The organism is Caballeronia eucalypticola (assembly GCF_047608185.1).
In the GTDB taxonomy this organism is placed as follows: domain Bacteria; phylum Pseudomonadota; class Gammaproteobacteria; order Burkholderiales; family Burkholderiaceae; genus Caballeronia.
Genome location: NZ_JBLKRU010000042.1, coordinates 24,629 through 46,744, shown reverse-complemented (window position 1 = coordinate 46,744; position 22,116 = coordinate 24,629). Strand labels below are relative to the sequence as shown.

Annotated in this window: 16 protein-coding genes; 11 read left to right on the top strand and 5 right to left on the bottom strand. The window is 61.7% G+C overall.

What is annotated here, in order from left to right; genetic code table 11:
• Positions 1-348 precede the first annotated feature (348 nt).
• Positions 349-2,139, bottom strand: a complete 1,791-nt coding sequence (locus tag ACMX25_RS32250; RefSeq protein WP_414953960.1) for a hypothetical protein — start codon at positions 2,137-2,139, stop codon at positions 349-351.
• On the opposite strand from ACMX25_RS32250, the gene ACMX25_RS32245 reads away from it, so the two are divergent.
• The 3 genes from ACMX25_RS32245 (at position 2,102) to ACMX25_RS32235 (ending at position 5,491) form a co-directional block, all read left to right on the top strand.
• Complete coding sequence (locus tag ACMX25_RS32245; protein ID WP_414953959.1) at positions 2,102-2,974, top strand: hypothetical protein; 873 nt, start codon at positions 2,102-2,104, stop codon at positions 2,972-2,974. The two genes, ACMX25_RS32250 and ACMX25_RS32245, sit on opposite strands and share 38 nt — an antisense overlap.
• A 452-nt stretch (positions 2,975-3,426) precedes the next feature.
• A complete protein-coding gene (locus ACMX25_RS32240) occupies positions 3,427-3,789 on the top strand; it encodes a hypothetical protein (RefSeq protein ID WP_414953958.1) in 363 nt (120 codons plus the stop codon).
• An 889-nt stretch (positions 3,790-4,678) separates the two neighbouring features.
• Complete coding sequence (locus ACMX25_RS32235) at positions 4,679-5,491, top strand: DUF2242 domain-containing protein (protein ID WP_414953957.1); 813 nt, start codon at positions 4,679-4,681, stop codon at positions 5,489-5,491.
• 44 nt (positions 5,492-5,535) lie between these two features.
• Here the strand turns inward: ACMX25_RS32235 and ACMX25_RS32230 are convergent, their stop codons facing one another.
• Positions 5,536-7,605, bottom strand: a complete 2,070-nt coding sequence (locus ACMX25_RS32230) for a D-(-)-3-hydroxybutyrate oligomer hydrolase (RefSeq protein WP_414953972.1) — start codon at positions 7,603-7,605, stop codon at positions 5,536-5,538.
• Between the two features lie 277 nt (positions 7,606-7,882).
• Positions 7,883-8,242, bottom strand: coding sequence for a BON domain-containing protein (locus ACMX25_RS32225; protein ID WP_414953956.1), 360 nt, complete (start codon positions 8,240-8,242; stop codon positions 7,883-7,885).
• A 744-nt stretch (positions 8,243-8,986) separates the two neighbouring features.
• Here ACMX25_RS32225 and ACMX25_RS32220 point away from each other — a divergent pair.
• The 6 genes from ACMX25_RS32220 (at position 8,987) to ACMX25_RS32195 (ending at position 15,434) form a co-directional block, all read left to right on the top strand.
• Positions 8,987-10,420, top strand: a complete 1,434-nt coding sequence (locus ACMX25_RS32220) for a TAXI family TRAP transporter solute-binding subunit (protein ID WP_414953955.1) — start codon at positions 8,987-8,989, stop codon at positions 10,418-10,420.
• Positions 10,421-10,491: 71 nt separating this feature from the next.
• On the top strand, positions 10,492-11,142 hold the full coding sequence (locus ACMX25_RS32215) for a 2-hydroxychromene-2-carboxylate isomerase (protein ID WP_414953954.1): 651 nt from the start codon (positions 10,492-10,494) through the stop codon (positions 11,140-11,142).
• A gap of 266 nt (positions 11,143-11,408) precedes the next feature.
• The gene (locus ACMX25_RS32210) at positions 11,409-12,395 is read left to right on the top strand and encodes a LysR family transcriptional regulator (protein ID WP_414953953.1); all 987 of its coding nucleotides are present in this window, start codon (positions 11,409-11,411) and stop codon (positions 12,393-12,395) included.
• A gap of 205 nt (positions 12,396-12,600) precedes the next feature.
• Positions 12,601-13,815 carry an MFS transporter gene (locus tag ACMX25_RS32205; protein ID WP_414953952.1) on the top strand — a complete coding sequence of 405 codons (1,215 nt, stop codon included), beginning with the start codon at positions 12,601-12,603 and terminating at the stop codon, positions 13,813-13,815.
• Positions 13,816-14,000: 185 nt separating this feature from the next.
• Positions 14,001-14,582, top strand: coding sequence for a DinB family protein (locus tag ACMX25_RS32200; protein ID WP_414953951.1), 582 nt, complete (start codon positions 14,001-14,003; stop codon positions 14,580-14,582).
• Positions 14,583-14,687: 105 nt separating this feature from the next.
• The gene (locus tag ACMX25_RS32195) at positions 14,688-15,434 is read left to right on the top strand and encodes a GntR family transcriptional regulator (RefSeq protein ID WP_089166381.1); all 747 of its coding nucleotides are present in this window, start codon (positions 14,688-14,690) and stop codon (positions 15,432-15,434) included.
• Between the two features lie 10 nt (positions 15,435-15,444).
• On the opposite strand, the gene ACMX25_RS32190 is transcribed toward ACMX25_RS32195, so the two are convergent.
• On the bottom strand, positions 15,445-16,827 hold the full coding sequence (locus ACMX25_RS32190; protein WP_414953950.1) for a CoA transferase: 1,383 nt from the start codon (positions 16,825-16,827) through the stop codon (positions 15,445-15,447).
• A gap of 193 nt (positions 16,828-17,020) precedes the next feature.
• On the opposite strand from ACMX25_RS32190, the gene mdtD reads away from it, so the two are divergent.
• The gene (gene mdtD, locus ACMX25_RS32185) at positions 17,021-18,469 is read left to right on the top strand and encodes a multidrug transporter subunit MdtD (protein ID WP_414953949.1); all 1,449 of its coding nucleotides are present in this window, start codon (positions 17,021-17,023) and stop codon (positions 18,467-18,469) included.
• Positions 18,470-18,756: 287 nt separating this feature from the next.
• Positions 18,757-20,031, top strand: coding sequence for an EAL domain-containing protein (locus tag ACMX25_RS32180; RefSeq protein ID WP_414953948.1), 1,275 nt, complete (start codon positions 18,757-18,759; stop codon positions 20,029-20,031).
• Between the two features lie 25 nt (positions 20,032-20,056).
• On the opposite strand, the gene ACMX25_RS32175 is transcribed toward ACMX25_RS32180, so the two are convergent.
• Entirely contained in the window at positions 20,057-22,114 is a 2,058-nt protein-coding gene (locus tag ACMX25_RS32175; RefSeq protein ID WP_414953947.1) for an ATP-binding protein, read from the bottom strand.
• Positions 22,115-22,116: the final 2 nt, after the last annotated feature.

The window sequence follows — 22,116 nt, the reverse complement described above, 5'->3', positions numbered from 1 at the left end:
GATTGCGGACCCGTTGGTGTTGCCCGCACGCCGAAAGCACCCTCTCCCGTCGCAAAAGTTGCTGCGTTGAACAATACCAGCGCCAACGAAAACTACGGCTACGATTCGAGCGGGACCTCGAGCGCCGGTCCGCGTTTGCTCATTTCCGCAAATGGAGGTGGGTCTTCTGGCAGCACGTCGAGTGGTAGTGGCGCGGGCAAAGGTGCAGGAAGCAGCCCTGGCTCTACAGGTGGCAGTTCGAGTGGCGGCGCCACCGGCGCAGCCGGAGGAAGCACGGGCACCGGCGGCGGAGGCGGCAACTCAAACGGTGGCGGCGTAGGGTCGGGCGGTAGCAGCGGAAACGGCAACTCAGGCGGTAGCACGGGTGGTAGCACGGGTGGTAGCACGGGTGGCAGCACGGGTGGTAACCCCGGCGGCAGCACGGGTGGTAACCCCGGCGGCAGCACGGGTGGTAACCCCGGCGGCAGCACGGGTGGTAACCCCGGCGGCAGCACGGGTGGTAACACCGGCGGCAGCACGGGTGGTAACACCGGCGGCAGCACGGGTGGTAACACAGGCGGCAGCACGGGTGGTAACACCGGCGGCAGCACGGGTGGCAACACAGGCGGCAGCACGGGTGGTAACACAGGCGGCAGCACGGGTGGTAACACAGGCGGCGATACGGGTGGAAACTCCGGTCACGGGCATGGTCATGGCGGTGGCCACGGTCACGGCGATGGCCATGGCGATGGCAACGGCACGGGTCACGGCGACGGTCATGGCGACGGTCACGGCACGGGTCATGGCGATGGCCACGGTCACGGCGATGGCCATGGCGATGGCAACGGCCACGGCGATGGCCATGGCGACGGTCATGGCGACGGTCATGGCGATGGCAACGGCCACGGCGATGGCCATGGCGACGGTCATGGCGATGGCAACGGCCACGGCGATGGCCATGGCGACGGTCATGGCGACGGTCATGGCGATGGCAACGGCCACGGCCACGGCCACGGCGATGGCAACGGTCATGGCGATAGCAACGGTCATGGCGATGGCGATGGCAACGGCCACGGCGATGGCAACGGCCACGGCGATGGCAACGGTCATGGCGATGGCAACGGCCACGGCGATGGCAACGGCCACGGCGATGGCAACGGTCATGGCGATGGCAACGGTCATGGCGGTGGAACCGGTCACGGCGATGGAACCGGTCACGGCGATGGCAACGGTCATGGCGATGGCAACGGTCATGGCGGTGGAACCGGTCACGGCGATGGAACCGGTCACGGCGATGGCAACGGCCACGGTGATGGCAACGGCCACGGCGATGGAACCGGCCATGGCGATAGCAACGGTCATGGCGATGGCAACGGCCACGGCGATGGCAACGGCCACGGTGATGGCAACGGTCATGGCGATGGCAACGGCCACGGCAACGGAACCGGTCATGGCGACGGTAACGGCCGCGGCGATGGTCACGGCACCGGTCACGGCACCGGTCACGGCGATGGCAACGGCCACGGCGATGGCAACGGTCATGGCGATGGCAACGGTCATGGTGATGGCAACGGTCATGGTGATGGCAACGGCCACGGCGATGGAACCGGCCATGGCGATAGCAACGGTCATGGCGATGGCAACGGCCACGGCGATGGCAACGGTGATGGCAACGGCCACGGCAACGGAACCGGTCATGGCGACGGTAACGGCCGCGGCGATGGTCACGGCACCGGTCACGGCGATAGCAACGGTCATGGCGATGGCAACGGTCATGGCGATGGCAACGGTCATGGTGATGGCAACGGCCACGGCGATGGAACCGGCCATGGCGATGGAACCGGCCATGGCGATGGAACCGGCCATGGCGATGGCAATGGTCATGGCGATGGCAACGGCCACGGTGATGGCAACGGCCATGGCGATGGCAACGGCCACGGCGATAGCAACGGCCACGGCGATGGCAACGGCCACGGCGATGGCAACGGCCACGGTGATAGCAACGGCCACGGCAACGGAACCGGTCATGGCGACGGTAACGGCCACGGCGATGGTCGCGGCACCGGTCACGGTGATGGCACCGGTCATGGCGATGGCAACGGCCACGGCAACGGAACTGGTCATGGCGACGGTAACGGCCGCGGCGATGGCAACGGCCATGGCAACAATGGCGGACCCGGTGGCGGATCGTCAGGCCATGGCGGCGGTCACGGCGGCGGCAACGGCGGCGGCAACGGCGGTGGAAACGGCGGCGGCAACGGCGGTGGAAACGGCGGTGGAAACGGCGGTGGAAACGGCAGCGGAAACGGCGGCGGTAGCGGTGGCGGCAGCGGTCACGGCGGCGGAAGCGGTGGCGGTCACGGCGGCGGCAACGGCGGCGGAAGCGGCGGCGGCAACGGCGGTGGAAACGGCGGCGGTAGCGGTAGCGGTAGCGGTGGCGGCAACGGCAGCGGTCACGGCGGCGGTCACGGCGGCGGAAGCGGTGGCGGCAACGGCGGCGGAAGCGGCGGCGGCAACGGCGGCGGCAACGGCGGTGGAAACGGCGGTGGAAACGGCGGCGGAAACGGCGGTGGAAACGGCGGCGGCAGTGGCGGCGGTCACGGCGGCGGTCATGGCGGCGGCAATGGTGGCGGCGGCGGTGGCGGTGGCGGTGGTGGTGGTGGCGGCGGAAACGGCGGCGGTCATTGAAGCAGGCAGCGCTTTGTGTGAACGAGGGAACACGGCGACAACTTCCGCTGTGTCCCCCCGGACCCCATCTCGCTGCTTCGCTGCGGCCAGTCGATCAGCATCGCGAATGCGTTATTTCGCTGGTGCTTGTCGGCGGAAAATAATCACCTCGGCGCACGTCGCTGCTTGGCACGTGCACCGATTTACTTCAGACGTTGGCGCTAGAGATTTAAGTCTCGCTACGCGCGCTCCAGATGTATGCGCATCAATCAGGACGATCGATCTGCTGTTTAGATTGCGTTGTGCAGCGTGTCCGGGAATCAATTGACACATGCGGCCACGTACCAGCCACGTACCAGCCTCTAACGCTTCTCGCGCGCGAACCTGTTTTGCACCATGCTCAATCCGGCCGACAGAACTTCGCTACCGAGCCTGCCTTTTACCTGACACCATTCGATTAGGCTTGTCATGTCTGCCCTTGGCTGAGAAATTCATATCTGTACCGGCAATTCTTAGCCGCAATGACAGCGTAAGACCGCACCTCAATCGACGCGTTCTTAAAGAAAAAACGCAGCGTAGATTGCCAAATCCTCGTGCAGCTTCGCTACTTGCGTGCTTAGCCGCAGCGATCCATTGCTGCGGTTCGCCAAAACTCTCTTCCATCGTTACCCTAACTAAAATGTAGTTAGCCATGACGGCGATGGCAGATGTCAATTCTCTTACTGGCTGTATATCTAGGCGGCAATACGCGACGACGGCATACATGGCTTATCAATAGCCATGCTCTCAAGTTCCTCGTATATTGACGAACGCGCCGGCATCGCATTTGTTCATCGGAATCCAATCCAGAAGCTGACCGCACTCGATGCCGAGCGAATCTCCTTTCTCGATGCGGTGCAACAATCGCCCGACAAGATCAAGCGATACGAAGCCCGAGCAAGACGTAGAATTCGGGCCAGTCTGGACCCGTTGCTCTTAGCATTCATTCTGAACAAAAATAAGAACAAGAACCAAAGCCGGAATACAAGAACGCAGCGATTCAACGGCATCGGGCGACTTATCGCGATGCATAAGCAGCAACGGCCAAGAAAAAGACAACAGCGGATTTATTCCGAAGACTTTCTGGCAAGGCTTGTGAGGTAAGCTATGTCGCCGTGGCGCGCCGGAGTATCAGAGTGTGTCAGGGAACCGGGCAATAAGCTGCGTCGATCGAATGCACTTATCCCGGTCTGCGCTGTCGCCATTTTTCGATATCACACGATAAGGAGAGGACTAGATGTTCAGCTTTTTCACGCACGCCGCCTGCTATTTTGCCGGCGTGCTCACAGGCGTTTTCGTGTGCGCTTTATGCGTTGCGCGAGCCAGAACGCCGGGCGACGACAGGTAAGTCAGCGCCGCAAAATTCAGCACGCGATCCAGGACGAAGCTATCGTCGCAGAAGGGAACAAAGAGAGGGCATGCTCGAAAGATTAGAAAGCGATAGTGAAGCGGGCGGCTCGCATCCAGGCGCGCCATGCAAACATCGATGCAGAAAAAATGCTGCAACCAACGTCAGGCGAGCGATCGCACGCGGCAGCCAGCAGCCAGCGCGATCCCGGTCCGTCACCCAAGGCACCCAAGGTTGAAAACCGTGCGCGCACACCACCACGTTTACTCCTTGAGCCTGCGCGGGCTGTGCTTCACATGGCCGATATCCGGTTCGACCGCTTAGGCTCGCGTTTAACTACGCGGCCGAGTTAGCTGAACTTTTATGTTTCACGCATTAAATCAACGGTAAACCCGACGACGACACGAACCAATATAACGGGCCCCTTGAAACTGCCCCGCAAAGTTCGAAGTCGGAGAGATTCAAAAGATCAAGGTCGTTTGCCCGACCGAACCCCAAATCCTTTTTCTCGCGCCAAGAGCGCGTGACTTCAGATACTTCGGACAATTAGAGCCTGGGCCGTTAACTTCCTGCTTTTTACGTTCACTCGCCCGGCACACTACAATCTAGCCCGTCGATGTCCTTCGTTTCATCCTGCCGATTGTCATGCACACCCTGTTTGCCCACCCGCTTGCCCGCCTTTCACTCGCCTTACCCCTGCTCGCCCTCGCCGCTTGTGGCGGGAAGGCCGCGCCCACGCCTAGCTACCAGGCCGAAATGTTCTCGACGGGCGCGAGTCCCTTCGCGCACGACTACGACGCCACCAGTCAGGAGACCTGCGAAGCCTCGCGCCGCGCGCTGCTGAGCCAGGGTTACATGACGACCATGGCGCAGCCCGATACCGTCGATGCCACCAAGAACTTCCAGCCGGCAGCGGATACGCACGTGGTGGTGTCGTTTCATGTGGTCTGCACGGCGGGCGAGAACGCGAGCAACACAAGCATTGCGTATGTGAACGCGGTGCAGGACGGTTATACGCTGAAGAAAAGCGATACGTCGGCCAGCGTGGGATTGAGCGTGCTCGGCTCACTCTCACTGCCGATCCGATCGAACAGCGACTCGATGGTGAAAATCTCCAGCGAAACCGTGCCGGCAGGCAAGTTCTACGACCGCTTTTTTAGTCTGGTCGGCCACTATCTGAAGACGGTGCCGCGCAGTTCGCCCGTTCCTGGCGAGAACGTCAGCAGCCAGGCGCTTGCGCCATCGCTGATCCTGAATTCGCCGGAGCTCACGCCAACGCCTATCGTCGTGCAGACGCCGGCCGCCAGTTCGGCCGCTCGCGCGGAGTTAAAGGCCGGTGCCGCTAATCCGGCACCAGCGGCAAGTACCGTTTCAGCCGCCAGCGCCCCGGCGGCAACGACAGTAACAGCTGCTGCTCCCGCGTCCGCGCCGGCGGCGGCATCGGCGACTACGCCTTAAGCGTTGCAAAAGTGCGGGAGATGATCGGCGAGATCAAATCTCCTTCAATTCGGCACGTTCACGCTGCCACCGCTAAACGTGATCGCATTCGCCCCCGGCGACGCCGAAATCGCCGGCAAATTGCTCACCGTCAAAACTGGCGCAGACCCGGCCGTACCGCCCCGCGGCACCGTATGCACGACCTGCGACGGCGGCAACGGTGCTCCGTTCTTCAAATGCGCCCACATCAGGTTCAGCGCCTGCAGGTTGTAGTAGTGCAGCGGCACGAAGCGCGTATCGAAGCCTGCGACGCTCAGGAATGCATCGAAATGCTGGCCGTTCGTAATCTCGTAAAACGACAGATTGCTTGAGTTACCTTCGGCCAGCTTGTTCATCGCGGCATACGGGCGCGACGCATGGTTGATCGGCACAAGTGTATCCGAGCGTCCCTGCACGATGATCGCCGGCTTGCCGCGCAGATTCGCATTTACGCGGATTGCGTTGACGCTTGCTGTCATCCGCGCATCGCCGTTCGTCCACAAACCGCGAAGACAAAACGCGCCGGCGAAACTGGCGTCGGCGGTAGCGAATCGATGGTCCGCCGCGCCCGCATTCCCCAGGTTGTAGACCAGGTTGATGCCGTTGGTCGGCGGCACGCCATTGCCGTTACCGAACACCGTCGGCATCGGCGATACAGCCGGGCTGACGCCCGCCGCCCCCGTCACGGCATTGGTCGTGCCGAAGCTGAAATTGCAGAGGTTATCGGCGACGCTCGACTGCGTGTACGCATTCGCGTATGTCACGGCAACCGCGGGCACGGCTTGCGAATCCCACATCGGCGCCTGCAGGAAGTCGGAATCCGTCTGATAACCCGCCTGATGCAACAGGGCGAGCGCGCTATTGGCCTGACTGGTTACGTCACCGCCGGTAATCACGCCGTTCACGGCCAGCGACGCGCAGCGCGCCGCCCGGATCGACGCGGTCGTAGCCAAAGGTAAGGTCGTGAGATACGGCGCGCCAGCCGCGGCCGGCGCCAATGCCGCGCACGGCTGCAGCAGGTTCGCGAGCGACATGTAGTCGGCGAGCGGCCGGCCAAACGATGCCACCGCCACGCCGCCCTGCCTCACCGACACCTGCGATGGCACGTTCAGGTTGATTTGCGGCTCACCCACAACCACCGCCGTGATCCATCCCTGCGTGTCCTGCTCGGCTGCCGCGAGCGACGCGCCGCCGCCATTGCTCACCGACGCCGCGATGGTCGTCACATCGCCGCGGTTATAGCGGATTTGGCGCGTGCTGCCGTTGAGGGAACCGTAGGTATCGTTGAGCGCCCAGTACGCGAACTGGATCGCCTGCAGCGTATTCGTGCCCCAGTTTTTCTCGGGATTCTGCTGCGAGTGGGCGTGCTTGAACGCGTAGCGATTCGGGAATTGCGCGTTGAACGTGGCGAGACTTGTGCTTCCGAGGTTCGCCGTGAATACGCTGGTCTTGCCGGCAGCGGCCGCATTGGTCAACGTGCCGTCGATCAGCGTAATCGTGTTCGTCGCCAGTTCGTGCGCGCCGTTGCCGCTGCCTTTATCGGTGTAAGCGACTGCGCAGCCGCGTTTCAAACCCCATTCTCCCGCCGCCGATATCGCCCCGTACACGCCGCGCGAGCCGGACGATGTGGCGGTGACAATGCACGGCTGATCGGGGTTGAAGCTCGCGGGAATCTGCACGAGCAAACTCACGTTGAGCGTGCCGCTGCCGTCGTCGGCGAAAGCCAGATATTCCTTGCCGCCGATCATCCCTTGGCCGAGCGTGTCGTTACCGTTCAAGTCGACGTTCGGCCCCCAGAAGCGCCCGTAGCCGCCATTGATGGACATATCGACGAGCGCGCGATAGTTCGAGTAAATCGCGAGACGGCGCAACTCAGCGGCGCTCGGTGCGGCTGGATTAGAGATGCCCGGTGGCGTAGCCGATGCCAACCCGTCCTTGCCCAGTCCCGCCGTCAGCAGGTCGTCGGTCGTGCCGTCGTAGATTTGCGTACGCACGCTGCCGGAGATGAAGTGCGGCAGAGCGTTGTTCTTGGAGCCGTTGCCGTTGCCGTTGCCATGATCGTCATCGTCGCCATGACAGGCCGCCAACCCGAACATCGCCAATGTCAGGGCAAGCGCCGTGGCCGCCCTGGCTGCCGTGACTCGCGGGAAATTTTTCATCGTCGCCTCCACCCTGTCGTTTTTATCCGGCATGCTTCTTCGATGCACGTCGCGAACCTGGCGCCTGCTCTCAACCAGGAAGCCCGAGCCCATAACGCATAACGGGTTCCGGTGCGATGCACCGGAACCCGTTATTTAAACCACTGGACGAAACCGCGTCGCGCGCCGCAAAACCGCTGCAATGACGCGCCGCAGTCCATGGCTCAGGAAGACATTAGCCTCCACCACCATTCGGCTGACCCAGGGTCAGCTTGTTCGACACGGAGGTCACGCCGCTCACGCCCTTGGCCACTTCTTCGGCCTTCGGGATCTGCGCGCCGTCCGGCACCGTGCCCGTCAGCACGACTGCACCGCCGCGTGCGCGCACGAAGATGTTCGACACGTCGATGCCCTGTGCCTTGCTCAAGGCACGGCGCACATCGAGGCCGAGCTTGCGGTTGACCTTCTTGGTGGTCTTGGCCGACGGCGCTGCGTCAGTCGTGGCCGCGGCATCACTTGATTGAGCATAAGCGCTCGACGCCACTGCGACGCACACCACGACGCTCAGCGCCTTCAACATATCGACTACTTTCATGACTTCTCCTTTTTGTTTCGCTTTGGACTTCGCAAAGTGTTGCTCTTGTGCTTCTTTGGACCGCATCAACCCAGCGGCTTGCTACGACATCTTGCGGTCTGAGTATCACCGGCGATCCGACGATCGACGACCCTACGACACAAACAAACCGGCGATGCTGGCGACACGGTGTTGCGAGAGACTGGCGAAAAAAAACGAATGTCCGGCCATTCTTATACGGAAGTCATTACCGCTGGCACAAGGACATAAGATGCTGCACATCATGCGACGCGGCCGGTTCTGCTCGGAGTATTTTTTCCGAATGCCGGTTTGGCGGCGCGGATGCTGGTTCTACGGCGGCGAACGTCAATTTAATCCAGCCTCGCGAGAAGCGCAAAGCATTTAACACGATGAAGCGCCGACTCGACCGTACTTGTCGTTATTGTCATACCAAGTTAGGGCCTGCCCGTGATCCAACGGCACCGGTGATCATGTACCATCGGCGAAAATTGCAACAGGACGCTGGCAATGAACTAACGGCATACGTATCGGTGTATTAGCACAAGCATATTTCATTGCCGCGACGGAATAAATGCTTATCGCGTAGAACGGGAGGGTTTTAACCATCTAATTGATTGATGAATGACTGAATGCGAGGGTTTTCCCTTTCCCCTTTCTCTTTTCCGCTGTCGTTTATAAAATCCGCTGCTTTCAAGGTTTTGCGGTTTTGCGTCAACGCAGGTCCCCGCTCCATCGAACCCGACAATGACCCAAACTCCCGGCCAGGAACCTCCCCTTCAGGACACCCCGAAAAAATCCCGTGCGCGGCGCATGCCGCCGACCATGGCGCGCTTCGTCGCCATCTCTTGGCGCGACCTGGCCGTGTCGTTCGGGCCCATCCTGCTGATCAGCGCCGCCGCGATCTATTTCGCCGTGCGCCTGATCCAGCCCGCGCCGCCCAACACACTGACGATGTCGGCGGGAACCAAGGGCAGCTCGTTCTGGAACGACGCGCAGCAGTACAAACGGATTCTCGCGCGCAACGGCGTCACGCTGAACGTGCTGGAGTCGCAAGGTTCGCTCGATAACCTGCAAAAGCTCGAAGACCCGAAACAGAACGTCGATGTCGGTTTCGTGCAGGGCGGCATGTCGGCCCCCGGCGCGCCGGACAAGCACGAGAATCTGGTATCGCTCGGCAGCGTGGCGTATGTGCCGCTGGCGGTGTTTTATCATGGACCGATGCTGACGCGGCTTTCAGAATTGAAGGGTAAGCGGCTCGCCATCAGCACCGAAGGCAGCGGCACGCGCGCGCTCGCGCTGGCGGTGCTGAAGGCGAATGGCATTGAGCCGGGCGGCGACACCGAATTGCTGCCGTTGAGCGGCAACGAGGCAGCCAGCGCGCTCACGGACGGGAGCATTGACGCGGCGTTTCTCACCGGCGATTCCGCGCAGCCGCCGACCATGGGCAAGCTGTTTCGCTCCCCCGGCATTCATTTCTTCGATTTCACCCAGGCCGACGCCTATGCCCGGCGCTTTCCGTACCTGAAGGTGATTGTCCTGCCAATGGGTTCGCTCGATCTGGCGAAAAACGTGCCGCCGCATCCCATCCACCTGATCGCGCCGACGGCCGAATTGATCGCCCGTGACGGACTTCATCCGGCGCTGTCCGACCTGCTGATCGAAGCCGCGAAAGAGGTGCATGGGCGCGCGAACCTGTTGCAGACGGCCAACGAATTCCCCGCGCCGCTTCAGCACGAATTTCACATCAGCGACGACGCCGAGCGTTACTACAAGTCGGGTAAAAGTTTCCTGTACCGGACGCTGCCGTTCTGGATTGCGAGCTTGGCGGATCGCGTGATCGTGCTGCTGGTGCCGATCATCGTAGTGCTGATTCCGGGGTTGCGGCTCGTGCCGAGTCTGTACAGATGGCGCGTGAAATCGCGGATCTACAAGATCTACGGCGCGCTGATCGGCATTGAACGCGAGGCCATGAGCGACCCCGAACCGGCGCAGCGGGAGGCGCTGATCGAGCGGGTGGATGGCATCGAAAATGCGGTCAACCAGATGAAGATGCCGCTCGCCTACGCCGACCAGTTCTACGTGCTGCGCGAGCATATTGGCTTCGTGCGGCAGCGGCTGACCATCGCGCAGGCTGCCGCGCTCGACGCGCAGGGAGACAGCGTTCAGCACACCACGTAATATCGAAAGAAGAAACAACGGTAGCCGGGTGTGACGGCTAACGCGACGAGCAATGCAACAGGGAGATTCATATGAGCGCCTCGCCTTCCATCGATCCGCGCCAGCCGTACTTTTTTTTCGATTTCAACTCTCCCTTTTCGTATCTGCTGCTCGAACAGCATGAAAAGTGGCCGAACATACCGTTCGAAATCCTGCCAATCGACTATCTGAAGCTCCTCAAGCATTGGGGCCAGCCGATGCCGGGCCTGATTCCGTCGAAGCGCGTGTTCATGTATCGATACGCGCTCTTTCGCGCCGAACAGCTTGGTATTCCGTTCAAAATGCCGCCATCGCATCCCTTCGATTCCAGCAAGGCGTTGCGTTTGGCCGTGGCATCAGGCGGCGAGATCGGCTGTATCCGCGAGATTTTCCGGTTCATCTGGAAGGACGGCCGCGATCCGTCGACGGAGCAGGGTTTCGATGATCTGTGCCGCCACGTGGGCCTGCCCGATGGCGGGAAAATGATCGAACTCGAGGACGTGAAGGCGAGCTTGATGGCAAATGTGGAACGAGCGATCGAACTCGGCGTGTTCGGCGTGCCGACTTTCGTCGTGAACGAGCAATTGTTCTGGGGCGAAGACACGCTTCCCATGGTGCTCTACGTTGCCCGTTCGCCAAACTGGCTGGAAGCTGCGGAAGTGCAGCGAATCAGCAATCTGCCGCGGACCGCGCCGGCCGTGTAGGCGGCGTGCAATGACGTTTGACCAGATCGCCCGCGCGGCTCGACCGAAGGGCCGTATCCCACGCATAGCATGCACGCTATGGCGTGAGGGCCCGGCCGGGCTTAATGTGGCACATTCGGTGGCACATTCGGTGGCACATTCGGTGGCACATTCGGTGGCGCATTCCATAGCGCCTTCTCGACCGGCGTGCACAACGCCTGATCGCCCCGCCACGCATTGCTACGCAACATTTAGCCAAGGGTCCACCCGAAGACCGCGCTCTCTCAATGACCAAATCCACCGATCCAACTGATCCCGCCGACTACGCCAGCTCCGCCCCGGATTCCCTCGACATCTGGCTGATCCGCGTGCTGCAAACGCTGCTGACCGAACGCAGCGTGACGCAGGCCGCGCTGCGGCTGGGGCAGACGCAACCCGCCATTAGCACGGCGCTGCGGCGGCTGCGCGAACTCCTGCGCGACCCCATTCTCGTGCGTGGCAAGCAAGGCATGGTGCCGACCGAGTACGGCGCGTCGCTGCTGCCGGCGGTGCAGCGCACGTTGCGCGAGGTCGAGTTTGTCGCTACGCCGCATGGCGCGTTCGATCCCGCCACGTCACGGCGCACGTTCCGGGTTGCCGCGCCGGATTACCTGAACGACTTTTTCATGCCGACGCTGATCCGCGCGTTCCGCGTGGCGGCGCCCAGCGCGCGGCTGGAAATCGAATCGCTGACGCCGACGCTCGATCACGAACGCGCGCTCGATGAAGGCGAGCTCGATGTGGTTATCGGCAATTGGGAAAATCCTGAGCCGCGTTTTGCGCGCTGCGACCTTTTCACCGACAGCTTCGTGTGCCTCATGCGCCGCGGCCATCCACTCGCACGCGAACCGCTGACGCCCGCACGCTATGCGCTCGCCGCGCATCTCGCGCCCACCACGTATAGCGGTGCGAAGCGTCATCCTATCGATATAGGTCTGGCGGGCGCGGGCATCCAGCGACGCATTGTCACGACCATTCCGTACTTCGGGCTCGTGCCGCAAGTGCTGCTGCAATCGGACTTGATCTTCACGGCCACGCGACGCTTCGCGCTGCATTACGCGGCGCTATTGCCGCTGGTGGTCATGGAATCGCCGATCGAGTTTCCGCCTATCGAAAGTTATCTGATGTCCCTGCCCGAAGTCAGCCGCCCCACCGATCTCGCCTGGTTGCAGGCACTGATGGCCGATGTCTCCCTGGAATTGACCGGGCAGCCCGCGGCTGCGGATAACCGGTAAGAGTTTCTCGTTTCGTCGCTTGATGCTGGCTGGTTGCGGGCCAGACTCAAAATTCTGTGCCGCAACGCAAAATTCTGCAAACCCTTCTCCGACAAGCCTTTCCGCTATTCTGCGGGTCCTGAACACGTGCCTGCCGAGTCACGTTCGCGCCCAACCTATGGGACAATCACGCTTCTTCTGCAATATCAACCCCGCACTTACCCCAATGCCCTCCGAAGCCCCGCTCTCCCGCCGCGCCGATATAGCCATTACCGGGCGGATCATCTCGGTCGTCACATTCACGTTCATTTGTTACCTGACCATCGGCATACCGCTCGCGGTGCTGCCGGGTTTCGTGCATACGGATCTAGCCTATGGGTCGGTCATGGCGGGCGTGGCAATCAGCGTCCAGTACTTCGCGACGCTTGCTTCGCGCCCGCTCGCCGGGCGCACGGCAGACACTATCGGGCCGAAGCAGACCGTGCTGTACGGACTGAGCGCCTGCGCGATCAGCGGCGTGTTGCTGCTCAGCGCAGCGCTCGCATCGCAATGGCACGCAGTGAGCCTGGGGCTGCTGATTATCGGCCGTCTGGTGCTTGGTTTCGGCGAGAGCTGGGTCGGAACCGGTGCGATCACCTGGGGAATTGGGCGGGTTGGAACCGGCAGCAGCGGACGGGTGATCTCGTGGAACGGCATTGCCACGTATGGCGCGCTCGCAATTGGCGCTCCGCTTGGTGTGGCGATGGAACGCTCGATCGGCTTTGCATCGCTGGGCGCGTTGGTGATCGCGCTCGGAGGCCTTGGATATTGGCTCGCCACGCGGATGGACGCGGTTCCGGTCGTGCATGGCGAGCGCATGTCGTATCGCAGCGTGTTCTTTCGCGTGTTGCCGCATGGTATGGGTCTGGCGCTGGGGTCTGCGGGTTTTGGATCGATCGCCACGTTCATCACGCTCTTTTATGCCGCGCACAACTGGCCTGACGCAGCGCTCTCACTGACCGTGTTCGGCACGATGTTCGTCGGTTCGCGGCTTTTGTTTGCCAACACCATCAAGATCTTCGGCGGCTTTCGCGTGGCTATTGTGTCGTTTGCGTTCGAATGCGCCGGCTTGTTGATGCTCTGGCTTGCCGCCGATCCCGCCTTCGCGCTTGCCGGCGCGGCGCTAACCGGGTTTGGTTTTGCGCTGATATTCCCTGCGCTCGGCGTGGAAGCGGTTGGGCTTGTGCCGCCGGCCAGCCGCGGCGCGGCGTTGTCAGCGTATTCGGTGTTTTTAGATTTGTCGCTGGGCGTGACGGGGCCACTTGCGGGGTATATCGCGGGCGAGTTCGGATTTAGCTCGGTGTATCTGTTCGCTGCGGTTGCGTCGGCGGCGGGCGTGGCGCTGACTGTCGCGATGTATATGCGCACAGGGCGCGGGGTTGGTGGGGCGGCTACGGCCTAAAGACCGGATCGCCCAACCGATGACACGATGACAAACGTCCGCTTCGGCGGACGTTTTGTTTGGTGAGTTCGAACGGATGAGAACGGGTGAGGGCGGACCCTAAGACAGCGCTCAACTTGCCCCATGCCATAATTTCTGGCCGCTTTCCTTCGATAGCAATCGTCCTGCTTCACGAGCCGTTGATCATGTCAAACCTGCTTTCTCTTCACTTCCTCAGCATGGCCTATAACAACGCGTGGTCGAATCATCGCTTGTTGAAGGCTTGCGCTCAGCTGAGCCAGGCAGATTTCACCGCGCATCGAACCAGCTTCTTTCCGTCGATCAACGCAACGCTCAACCACAATCTGACCGTCGACTGGTTTTACTTCGATGCGCTCGAACGCGAGCAAAACAACCAGCCGCCCCATCCGCAGATCATGTCGTTCTTCGAGCCGGAAGAACCTTACGACACCTGCGCCGACCTGCAGCGCGAACAACGGCTGGCGGACCGCAGGCTGATCGACTACTGCGCCAATCTCACCGATAACACCCTCGAGCGCCAAGTCACCCTGCTGCGTCCGCGCGCAAAACAGCAAGAAACGCGTGCCCGGCTGCTCGGCCATGTGTTCCAGCATCAGATCCACCATCGTGGGCAAGTGCATGCGATGCTTGCGGGAACATCGGTCGAACCGCCGCAGCTGGACGAATTTTTCTGCGATATCGATGCCTCCCTGCGCGCTGCCGATCTCGCCGAAATGGGCCTCAGCGAAGCGGCCGTCTGGCGATAAGCAAAGCAATCAGCACTTTCCCCCGATCCATTCAGCTTTTCATTCAAACCCCGTCGCGGCGCTGCTTGTCTTAGAATCGGCCCTTGGTCCCAACTTCTGCGCACTATGAACACGACATCGGAGGACCGCTGGCGCGACTTGCGCCCGGACCCGGACAGTGACACCCCGCTGTATCTCCAGCTCGCCCGCAAGCTCGGCAACGCCATTCACGACAATCGCTGGAATGCGGGCGAAGCGCTGCCCTCGGAACGCGTGCTGTCGGAGGCGCTCGGGGTATCGCGGATCACGTCGCGTAAAGCGATCGCGTTGCTGGTCGAACAAGGGCTGATCCGACGCACGCAAGGCGCCGGTTCGTTCATCACGCCGCGCTATGAAGATCCGCTGTCGCGGCTGTCGAGCTTCAGCGAAATGCTGCGTCGACGCGGTTTTACCCCCGGTTCGAAGTGGCTTTCCCGCGTGATCGAACCCGCGAATCGCGATGAAGTGATCCAGCTGGGGTTATCGCCGGCGGCGGCCGTGACACGCTTGCGGCGCTTGCGCACGGCCGATGGCATCGTGATGGCGGTCGAGAACTCCACCTTTCCAGCGGCGTTGATTCCAGACCCGCAGGCCGTCGGTGATTCGCTTTATAGCTTCCTGGAACAGCGCAACTTGTCGATCGTGCGAGCCCTGCAGCATTTTCGCGCGGTCAACGCCAGCGACGAAATCGCCGAGCAAATGGGCATTGCGCCGCATGACGCGCTGCTGCTGATCACACGCGTCGGTTATACGGCGGACCAGCGCCCGATCGAACTCACCGATACGTATTGCCGCAACGACTACTACGATTTCGTCGCGGAGCTGCGCAAGTAGTCGCAAGCAATTACCACCAGCGCGGCTGGTCAGTCCCGATAGGCACCGGCGGCGAGCCCCAATATGGCGGCGTCAGCGACATACGTTCAGGCGGCTGCGTGCACGTGAGCGTTCCAAACGGCGAAGCAATGGTTTGCAGCATGTCGCGGACATCGTCAAGTTGGGGATCGGGCACGTTCTGGCCGTCTTCGACGAGTCCCATCGATTGCAACCAGCGCCCGGTACTCGCCAGCGATACACGCACGTGCCAGCTTCCGCCTTGCGTGGCGCGCCGATGCAACGCGATCGTCGCGCCTAATGCCGCGAGATAACCTGTGGCGTGATCCAGCGCCTGGCAAGGCAAGTGTCGAGGCTGCGTCTGACCCGCTGCTTGCGCTTCCGTCCATGCGATGCCGCTCGCCGATTGCACGAGGCTGTCGAAGCCGCGCCGTTGCGACCAGGGACCTTTGTGCCCATACGCCGATATCGTCACGTACACAATGCCCGGACGCAGCCGCGCGGCTTCTTCGGGTCCGAATCCGAGTGCTGCCATCGCGCCGGGTCGATAACCTTGCAGGAACACATCGGCATCTTTCAATAGCATACGCAGCGACTCGCGGCCGCTTTCTTCGCGAAGATCGAGCGTCGCCGAGCGCTTGCCGCGGCCGTTGTCGATCACTAATGGCGCAATGTTCGGCAGATGCGGACCGTTGATGAGCAGGACATCGGCGCCATGCTCGGCGAGCGTGCGCCCCGCCACCGGCCCCGCGATGATGCGGCTCAAATCCAGCACACGGACGCCTGACAAAGGCCGATGTGATTCGTCGCGGCCTATTGCTTCCAGCAGCGCATCATCGAGTTTGACGATTTCCAACAACGGCATTTCTGCGATTGCTTGAGCCTGCGGCAAGCTTGCCCACTCGTCCGGCAAGCGGATCAGCGCGGCGCACAGGCCGGCATCGGCGAGTGCCTCGTCCAGGTTGGCGCCGTCCCAGTGACGGATGGCTTGCGTAACGCCAGCGAGATCGTTCGCGCACCCGAGCAGCTTCACCACACCTTCCCGATGATGCTTGAAGTTCGTGTGAAGCTGGATCCAGCGGCCGTCACGGGTCTCGTAGAAGCCCATCAGCGGATCGCGCAACTCCGGCGGATTGTCAGCGCCAATGCGCAGATAGCGCTCGCTTCGAAACGCAATGGCCGCGCGCCGCGTGTAGACATGCACCTCCTGCTGCCGCCCCGTGCGATGCCTGAAGCATTCAGCCGCCGCTAACGCCGATGCGCCCACGCTCGTCGCCGCCAACGCGCTCACGCGATACACCGACGGCAGTTGCCGTTCGTCGCCGCTGACCGTGAGGTGTTCAAGCGCCTCAGGGCCTCCTTGCGCCAGACGCCAGAGTTCGTCAACAGATTTCATCGCCATGCTCCCTTTCAATGCTGTATGCCTGGCCTTCGAGACTTGCGCATTTATCCTCACTTGATATGGACCGCCCGCACTCCGATCGGTTTCAAGCGTAGCCGAATCGGCCCGTCGATTGCTATGAAGATCCGCACGTTAAGCACGCCCACATCCACGTAAAATCACGACACTCCCTCCGCCGGCTTCCTCCATGCCCGACACAATCCGCTCGAACGTTACGCCCCCACCCTCACCCCAATCGCTCACTGTCATGTTGTGGCTGGTCGCCACGGGTTTTTTCATGCAAACGCTCGATTCGACCATCGTCAATACGGCCCTGCCGGCCATGGCGAAAAGCCTCGGCGAAGCGCCGCTGCGCATGCAAGGCGTGGTCATTGCGTACTCGTTGACCATGGCGACGGTCATTCCGTTTTCCGGTTGGCTGGCCGACAAGCTCGGCACGCGTCACGTGTTCTTCAGCGCGATCCTGATCTTCACCATTGGTTCGTTGCTTTGCGCGAACGCTCACTCGCTCATGCAACTCGTGGTTTATCGCGTGGTGCAAGGGGTGGGTGGCGCGATGCTGCTGCCCGTCGGACGCCTTTCGTTGCTACGCGTAGTCCCTGCCGAAAGATATCTCAGCGCGATGTCGTTCGTCGCCATTCCAGGGTTGATCGGGCCGCTCATAGGACCGACGCTCGGCGGCTGGATCGTGCAGATTGCCTCGTGGCACTGGATCTTTTTGATCAACGTGCCAGTGGGCGTGATCGGTTGTATCGCTACCCGGCTCTTCATGACCGATAGCCGCAACCCGGCCACGGCGCCCTTCGATCTCGCCGGTTATCTGATGCTCGCGGTCGGCATGGTCGCGCTGACCATTTCACTCGATGGCCTCGCCGATCTCGGCCTTCAACACGCCATCGTGCTCGTGTTGCTCGTGCTGAGCCTGGCGTGTTTTGTCGCTTACGGACTGCACGCCGTGCGCGTTCCGCAACCGATCTTCTCGCTCGATCTCTTCAAGATCCATACGTTCAGCGTCGGCTTGCTCGGCAACCTGTTCGCGCGCATCGGTAGCGGCGCGATGCCGTATCTGCTGCCGTTGCTGCTGCAGATCAGTCTAGGTTATTCGGCGTTTGAAGCCGGCCTCATGATGCTGCCGGTGGCCGCTGCCGGGATGCTGTCAAAGCGCATTGTGACGAGTCTGATCATGAAGCGGGGGTATCGAAAGGTACTGATGGTCAACACGGTGCTCGTTGGCCTCACGATGGCAAGTTTCTCCCTCACGAGCGCCGATCAGCCTCTTTGGCTGCGGCTCGTGCAACTGGCGTTCTTCGGCGGCGTCAACTCCATCCAGTTCACCGCGATGAACACGCTCACGTTGAAAGACCTTGGGACCGGCGGCGCCAGCAGCGGCAACAGTTTATTCTCGCTCGTGCAAATGCTCTCGATGAGTCTTGGCGTCACCATCGCCGGCGCAGTGCTCGCGACTTTTACGGGGATCTTGCCGAAGGTCACCGCGACGAATTCGCTGCCCGCCTTTCACGCGACGTTTCTGTGCGTCGGCATCATTACGGCTGCGTCAGCGTGGATCTTCGCTCAACTCGGGCCGGAGATTCGCGCGGTGAAGACGACGAAAACGGATCCGTCGGAAGCGCACTAGAGCTCAGGACTTGTGACCGTATTGACGATTGCCAACAACGTGCCTTCGCGAATCATCGCGGCGTGCGCGCTGCACTATGAAAGTGCACGGGCCTTCACCTGCATCACCACGATAAAAACCGCCACCACTCCCCAGCCCCAGCAGCGGCTGGTTTCGGCGGGAATATCTCAATTGTCGGGCAAATGCGCATATTTCTTGCTCTTCAGGGAGCGGCCCTATCCTGTAAACTGTCCTTCCCCGATGTTTACTCCCACCCGAGCCGCGTTCGAACGCCTGCCAAAACCACCATGAGCATGGTTGATCTCGACCCTCCCCGCTTTCAGCCCCCTCGTCCCGTCGCGGACGATGACGGCACGCGGCGCACTGTCCTGTACGGCGAGTACACGGTTTTCAGCGTTTTCCAGCCCGTGTTCTCCGTGTCGCATCGACGCGCAATCGGTTATCACGCATCGCTCAGAGCCCGGGACGATTCCGGCCGGCAAGTCCCATCGCACGAGGTCTTCACGCAGGCCGCGCGGCGCGGCGATCTGCTCGAACTCGGCCGGTTGGCTGAATCGCTGCACCTAGGCAACTTCTTTTCCTTCGATAGCGACGACGAATGGCTGTTCCTCAGCCTTCATCCGGCCGCGTTGATGGACACGAGCTACGGCGATGCGCTGCTGGCATCGTTGAAAAACATTGGGTTGCCGCCGCAACGCGTGGTGCTGGAAGTGCCCGAGCAAGCGGGCGGCGAGACCACGCGCTTTGCTGAGATCATCGATTCATTGCGCAAGTCCGGCTTCCTGATCGCGCTGGACGGCTTCGGCGTGAAGCATTCGAATATCGACCGCGTGTGGCATCTGCGGCCTGATATCGTCACGCTCGATCGCTGCATCCTGCAGCAAGCGAGCGAACATTCGCATATCGAGCGTGTATTGCCGGGGCTGGTTTCCCTGCTGCATGAATCAGGCCAACTGGTGTTGATGGGCGGCTTGAGCACCGAACGCGACGCGCTGATTGCGCTCGAATGCAACGTGGATTTCGTGCAAGGCGCGTATTTCGCTGGGCCCAGCGTGGAAGCCGTGAAGCCACAAGCCGCACAAGGCGTGCTGGATGCGCTGTCGGCCGCATCCCGTGAACGCGTAACCGCGCGTGAACGCACGCAGTCAGCGCGGTTGGCGCCGTATGTGAGCGCGCTGGAAACGGCGGCGGCGCGTCTGATCGAAGGCGAAACGCTCGCCGATGCAACCCGCACGCTCTTGCAGCTTCACGAAACGGCGCGTTGTTTCCTGCTCGACTCATCAGGGCGGCAGATCGGTGACAACGTCTTGCCTGCCGCGCGGGCATCGCAACGGGCCAAGCGTTTCCGGCCCTTGCTGCATTCGGAAGGCGCGAGTTGGGAACGGCGCCCATATTTCATCGAAGCATTGCGCACGCCGGACCGGGTTCATCTGACCGCACCTTATCTGTCGATCAACGAGGCGCACCTGTGCGTGACGGCGTCCATCGCCGCGCATACGCCGCGAGGCTTGCAGGTCCTGTGCGTCGATATCAACTGGGATGTGACATCGCAACGGCGTTGAGCCTTAAGCGTCGTGCGTGCCGCGGTCATACATGCGAGCGCGTCAGCGCAGCTTTCACGGTGCGCGCAAGATCACCGATCTGAAACGGCTTTCTGAGCACCGCGTACCCTTCCACGCGGTCCTTCGATACATCCACATCGGCGTAGCCCGTCGCCAGGATCACAGGCAGTTGTGGACGTGCACGCTTCGCTTCGGCAATCACTTCAAGGCCGTTCATGCCGGGCATCGCGAAGTCGACGATCAGCAAGTCCGGATTGTCCGCCGACAGCCGTTCCAATCCGGCGCGACCATGCGCGGCCTCGGTAACCGCATAGCCGAGCATTTTCAGGCAATCGACGAGAAAGGTCCGTACGTCGACGTCATCTTCAATCACGAGAATCCGTTCGTGCGCGCCCGTGATCTCCTCGCCCGGCTCTGCAACCTTCGCTTCGACCACTACACGCTCACGCAAGGGCAGCCATAACTCGACCGTCGTGCCATCGCCCGGTTCGCTGTGAATGCGCGCCGCCCCACCGGCCTGACTAGCAATGCCATAGACCTGACTCAAGCCGAGACCCGTGCCCTTGCCAACCGGCTTGGTCGTGAAAAATGGATCGAAGACGCGCGTGAGCAACTCCGGCGGAATGCCCGTGCCCGTATCGCTTACGCCGATCACCACGTATTGCCCCGGCGGTACAGTTTCGTCCGGCGCTGCGCGCTGGCTGACGCGAATGGTGAGCAAACCGCCATCGGGCATCGCGTCCCGTGCATTGATTGCCAAGTTGAGAACGGCGAGTTCGAGCTGGTTGGCATCGGCGTCGGTCCAGGCCTCCTTGACGTCGAAGCGCGTTCCGAAATGAATGCCCGTTCCGAGCGATAACGTCAGCATGTCGCGCATGCCATGCAGCATCGAAATGACGTCGATGGCTTTCAGGTCCAGATTGCTGCTGCGTGAAAACGTGAGCAGTTGCCCAGTCAGCTTCGCGCCGCGTTCGGTCGCGCGCTTGACCGTCTGCGCCATGGTCTGCACGCGCTCATCGCGGCTCACGCGCGTGATGAGTTCCGCGTTGCCCATGATCACGTTCAGCAGGTTGTTAAAGTCATGCGCGATGCCGCCGGTCAGTTGCCCGAGCGCTTCCATTTTTTGCGACTGCACGAGCACCGCCTGGACCTTCGCGCGCTCGTGGATCTCTTTCATTAGGCGATCGTTCGCCGACGCCAGTTCCTGCGTCCGTTCCGCGATACGGCTCTCCAGGGTATCGTTCAAACGCTCGACCACCAACTGGCTCGCGAGGATCTTCTCGTTGACTTCGTGTCGGTCGGTGACATCCAGCGACACGCCGATAATCCGCGTCGTAGTCGTCCCCGGGACGCTGCCCGGCGCACGCATCGGGTGGCCGCGGGACTGGACCCAGTGAACAGTGTTGTCCGGCCAGATCACGCGATATTCAACCGTGAGGTTCGTGTTGTTATCGATGCAACTATCCAGTGCACGCTGACGCATCTCGCGGTCATCGGGATGCACGATCTGAATGATCTGCGCGTAGTCCACCGTGGGTCCCTTGTGCCCGTAGATCTTGCGAAACGCTTCGGTGGATCGCAGCGCGCCGGTCTCGACATCGAGTTCCCACGATCCCAACTGCCCCGCCGCCAGCGCCAGATGCAGCCGTTCCTGCGCTTCCACGCGCTCGGCGAGCTGGCGCCGCGCTTCGTATTGCCGCAAGCGTGCACGCAGCGCCGACGATACCGCGCGCCGCAACGTTTCGGCATTGAGCGGACGCTCCAGCACGACGACGTTACCCAGCAGTTCGAGCCGGTCGAGCGCGTGTTTTGTGCGTCGTTCGGTGCGTTTGGTGGCAAGCAAAATGAGTGGAAAATCGGACCACGTTGGCTGCTGGTTGAGCCACTGGAAGACCTGCGGCATGTCGTTATCGGAGAGTGCTTCTTCCGCGATCAGCGCCGTACCCGCATTGCTGCGCAGCTCGGTGTGAAGCATCGCGGCGTTCGCACAAGCGACGCAGTTGCGGCTATCCTTGCTCAGCACTTCGCCGACTACGTCCGCGTCGCGGCCGCGTGGGGCGAGGATCAGGACACGGTTTTCCACGG

Bases quoted from the DNA above. Each gene is read 5' to 3' on its own strand.
- ACMX25_RS32245 (WP_414953959.1), top strand. From the start codon at position 2,102: ATGGCGACGGTAACGGCCGCGGCGATGGCAACGGCCATGGCAACAATG.
- ACMX25_RS32250 (WP_414953960.1), bottom strand. From the start codon at position 2,139: ATGGCCGTTGCCATCGCCGCGGCCGTTACCGTCGCCATGACCAGTTCC.
- ACMX25_RS32240 (WP_414953958.1), top strand. From the start codon at position 3,427: ATGCTCTCAAGTTCCTCGTATATTGACGAACGCGCCGGCATCGCATTT.
- ACMX25_RS32235 (WP_414953957.1), top strand. From the start codon at position 4,679: ATGCACACCCTGTTTGCCCACCCGCTTGCCCGCCTTTCACTCGCCTTA.
- ACMX25_RS32230 (WP_414953972.1), bottom strand. From the start codon at position 7,605: ATGTTCGGGTTGGCGGCCTGTCATGGCGACGATGACGATCATGGCAAC.
- ACMX25_RS32225 (WP_414953956.1), bottom strand. From the start codon at position 8,242: ATGAAAGTAGTCGATATGTTGAAGGCGCTGAGCGTCGTGGTGTGCGTC.
- ACMX25_RS32220 (WP_414953955.1), top strand. From the start codon at position 8,987: ATGACCCAAACTCCCGGCCAGGAACCTCCCCTTCAGGACACCCCGAAA.
- ACMX25_RS32215 (WP_414953954.1), top strand. From the start codon at position 10,492: ATGAGCGCCTCGCCTTCCATCGATCCGCGCCAGCCGTACTTTTTTTTC.
- ACMX25_RS32210 (WP_414953953.1), top strand. From the start codon at position 11,409: ATGACCAAATCCACCGATCCAACTGATCCCGCCGACTACGCCAGCTCC.
- ACMX25_RS32205 (WP_414953952.1), top strand. From the start codon at position 12,601: ATGCCCTCCGAAGCCCCGCTCTCCCGCCGCGCCGATATAGCCATTACC.
- ACMX25_RS32200 (WP_414953951.1), top strand. From the start codon at position 14,001: ATGTCAAACCTGCTTTCTCTTCACTTCCTCAGCATGGCCTATAACAAC.
- ACMX25_RS32195 (WP_089166381.1), top strand. From the start codon at position 14,688: ATGAACACGACATCGGAGGACCGCTGGCGCGACTTGCGCCCGGACCCG.
- ACMX25_RS32190 (WP_414953950.1), bottom strand. From the start codon at position 16,827: ATGAAATCTGTTGACGAACTCTGGCGTCTGGCGCAAGGAGGCCCTGAG.
- mdtD (WP_414953949.1), top strand. From the start codon at position 17,021: ATGCCCGACACAATCCGCTCGAACGTTACGCCCCCACCCTCACCCCAA.
- ACMX25_RS32180 (WP_414953948.1), top strand. From the start codon at position 18,757: ATGAGCATGGTTGATCTCGACCCTCCCCGCTTTCAGCCCCCTCGTCCC.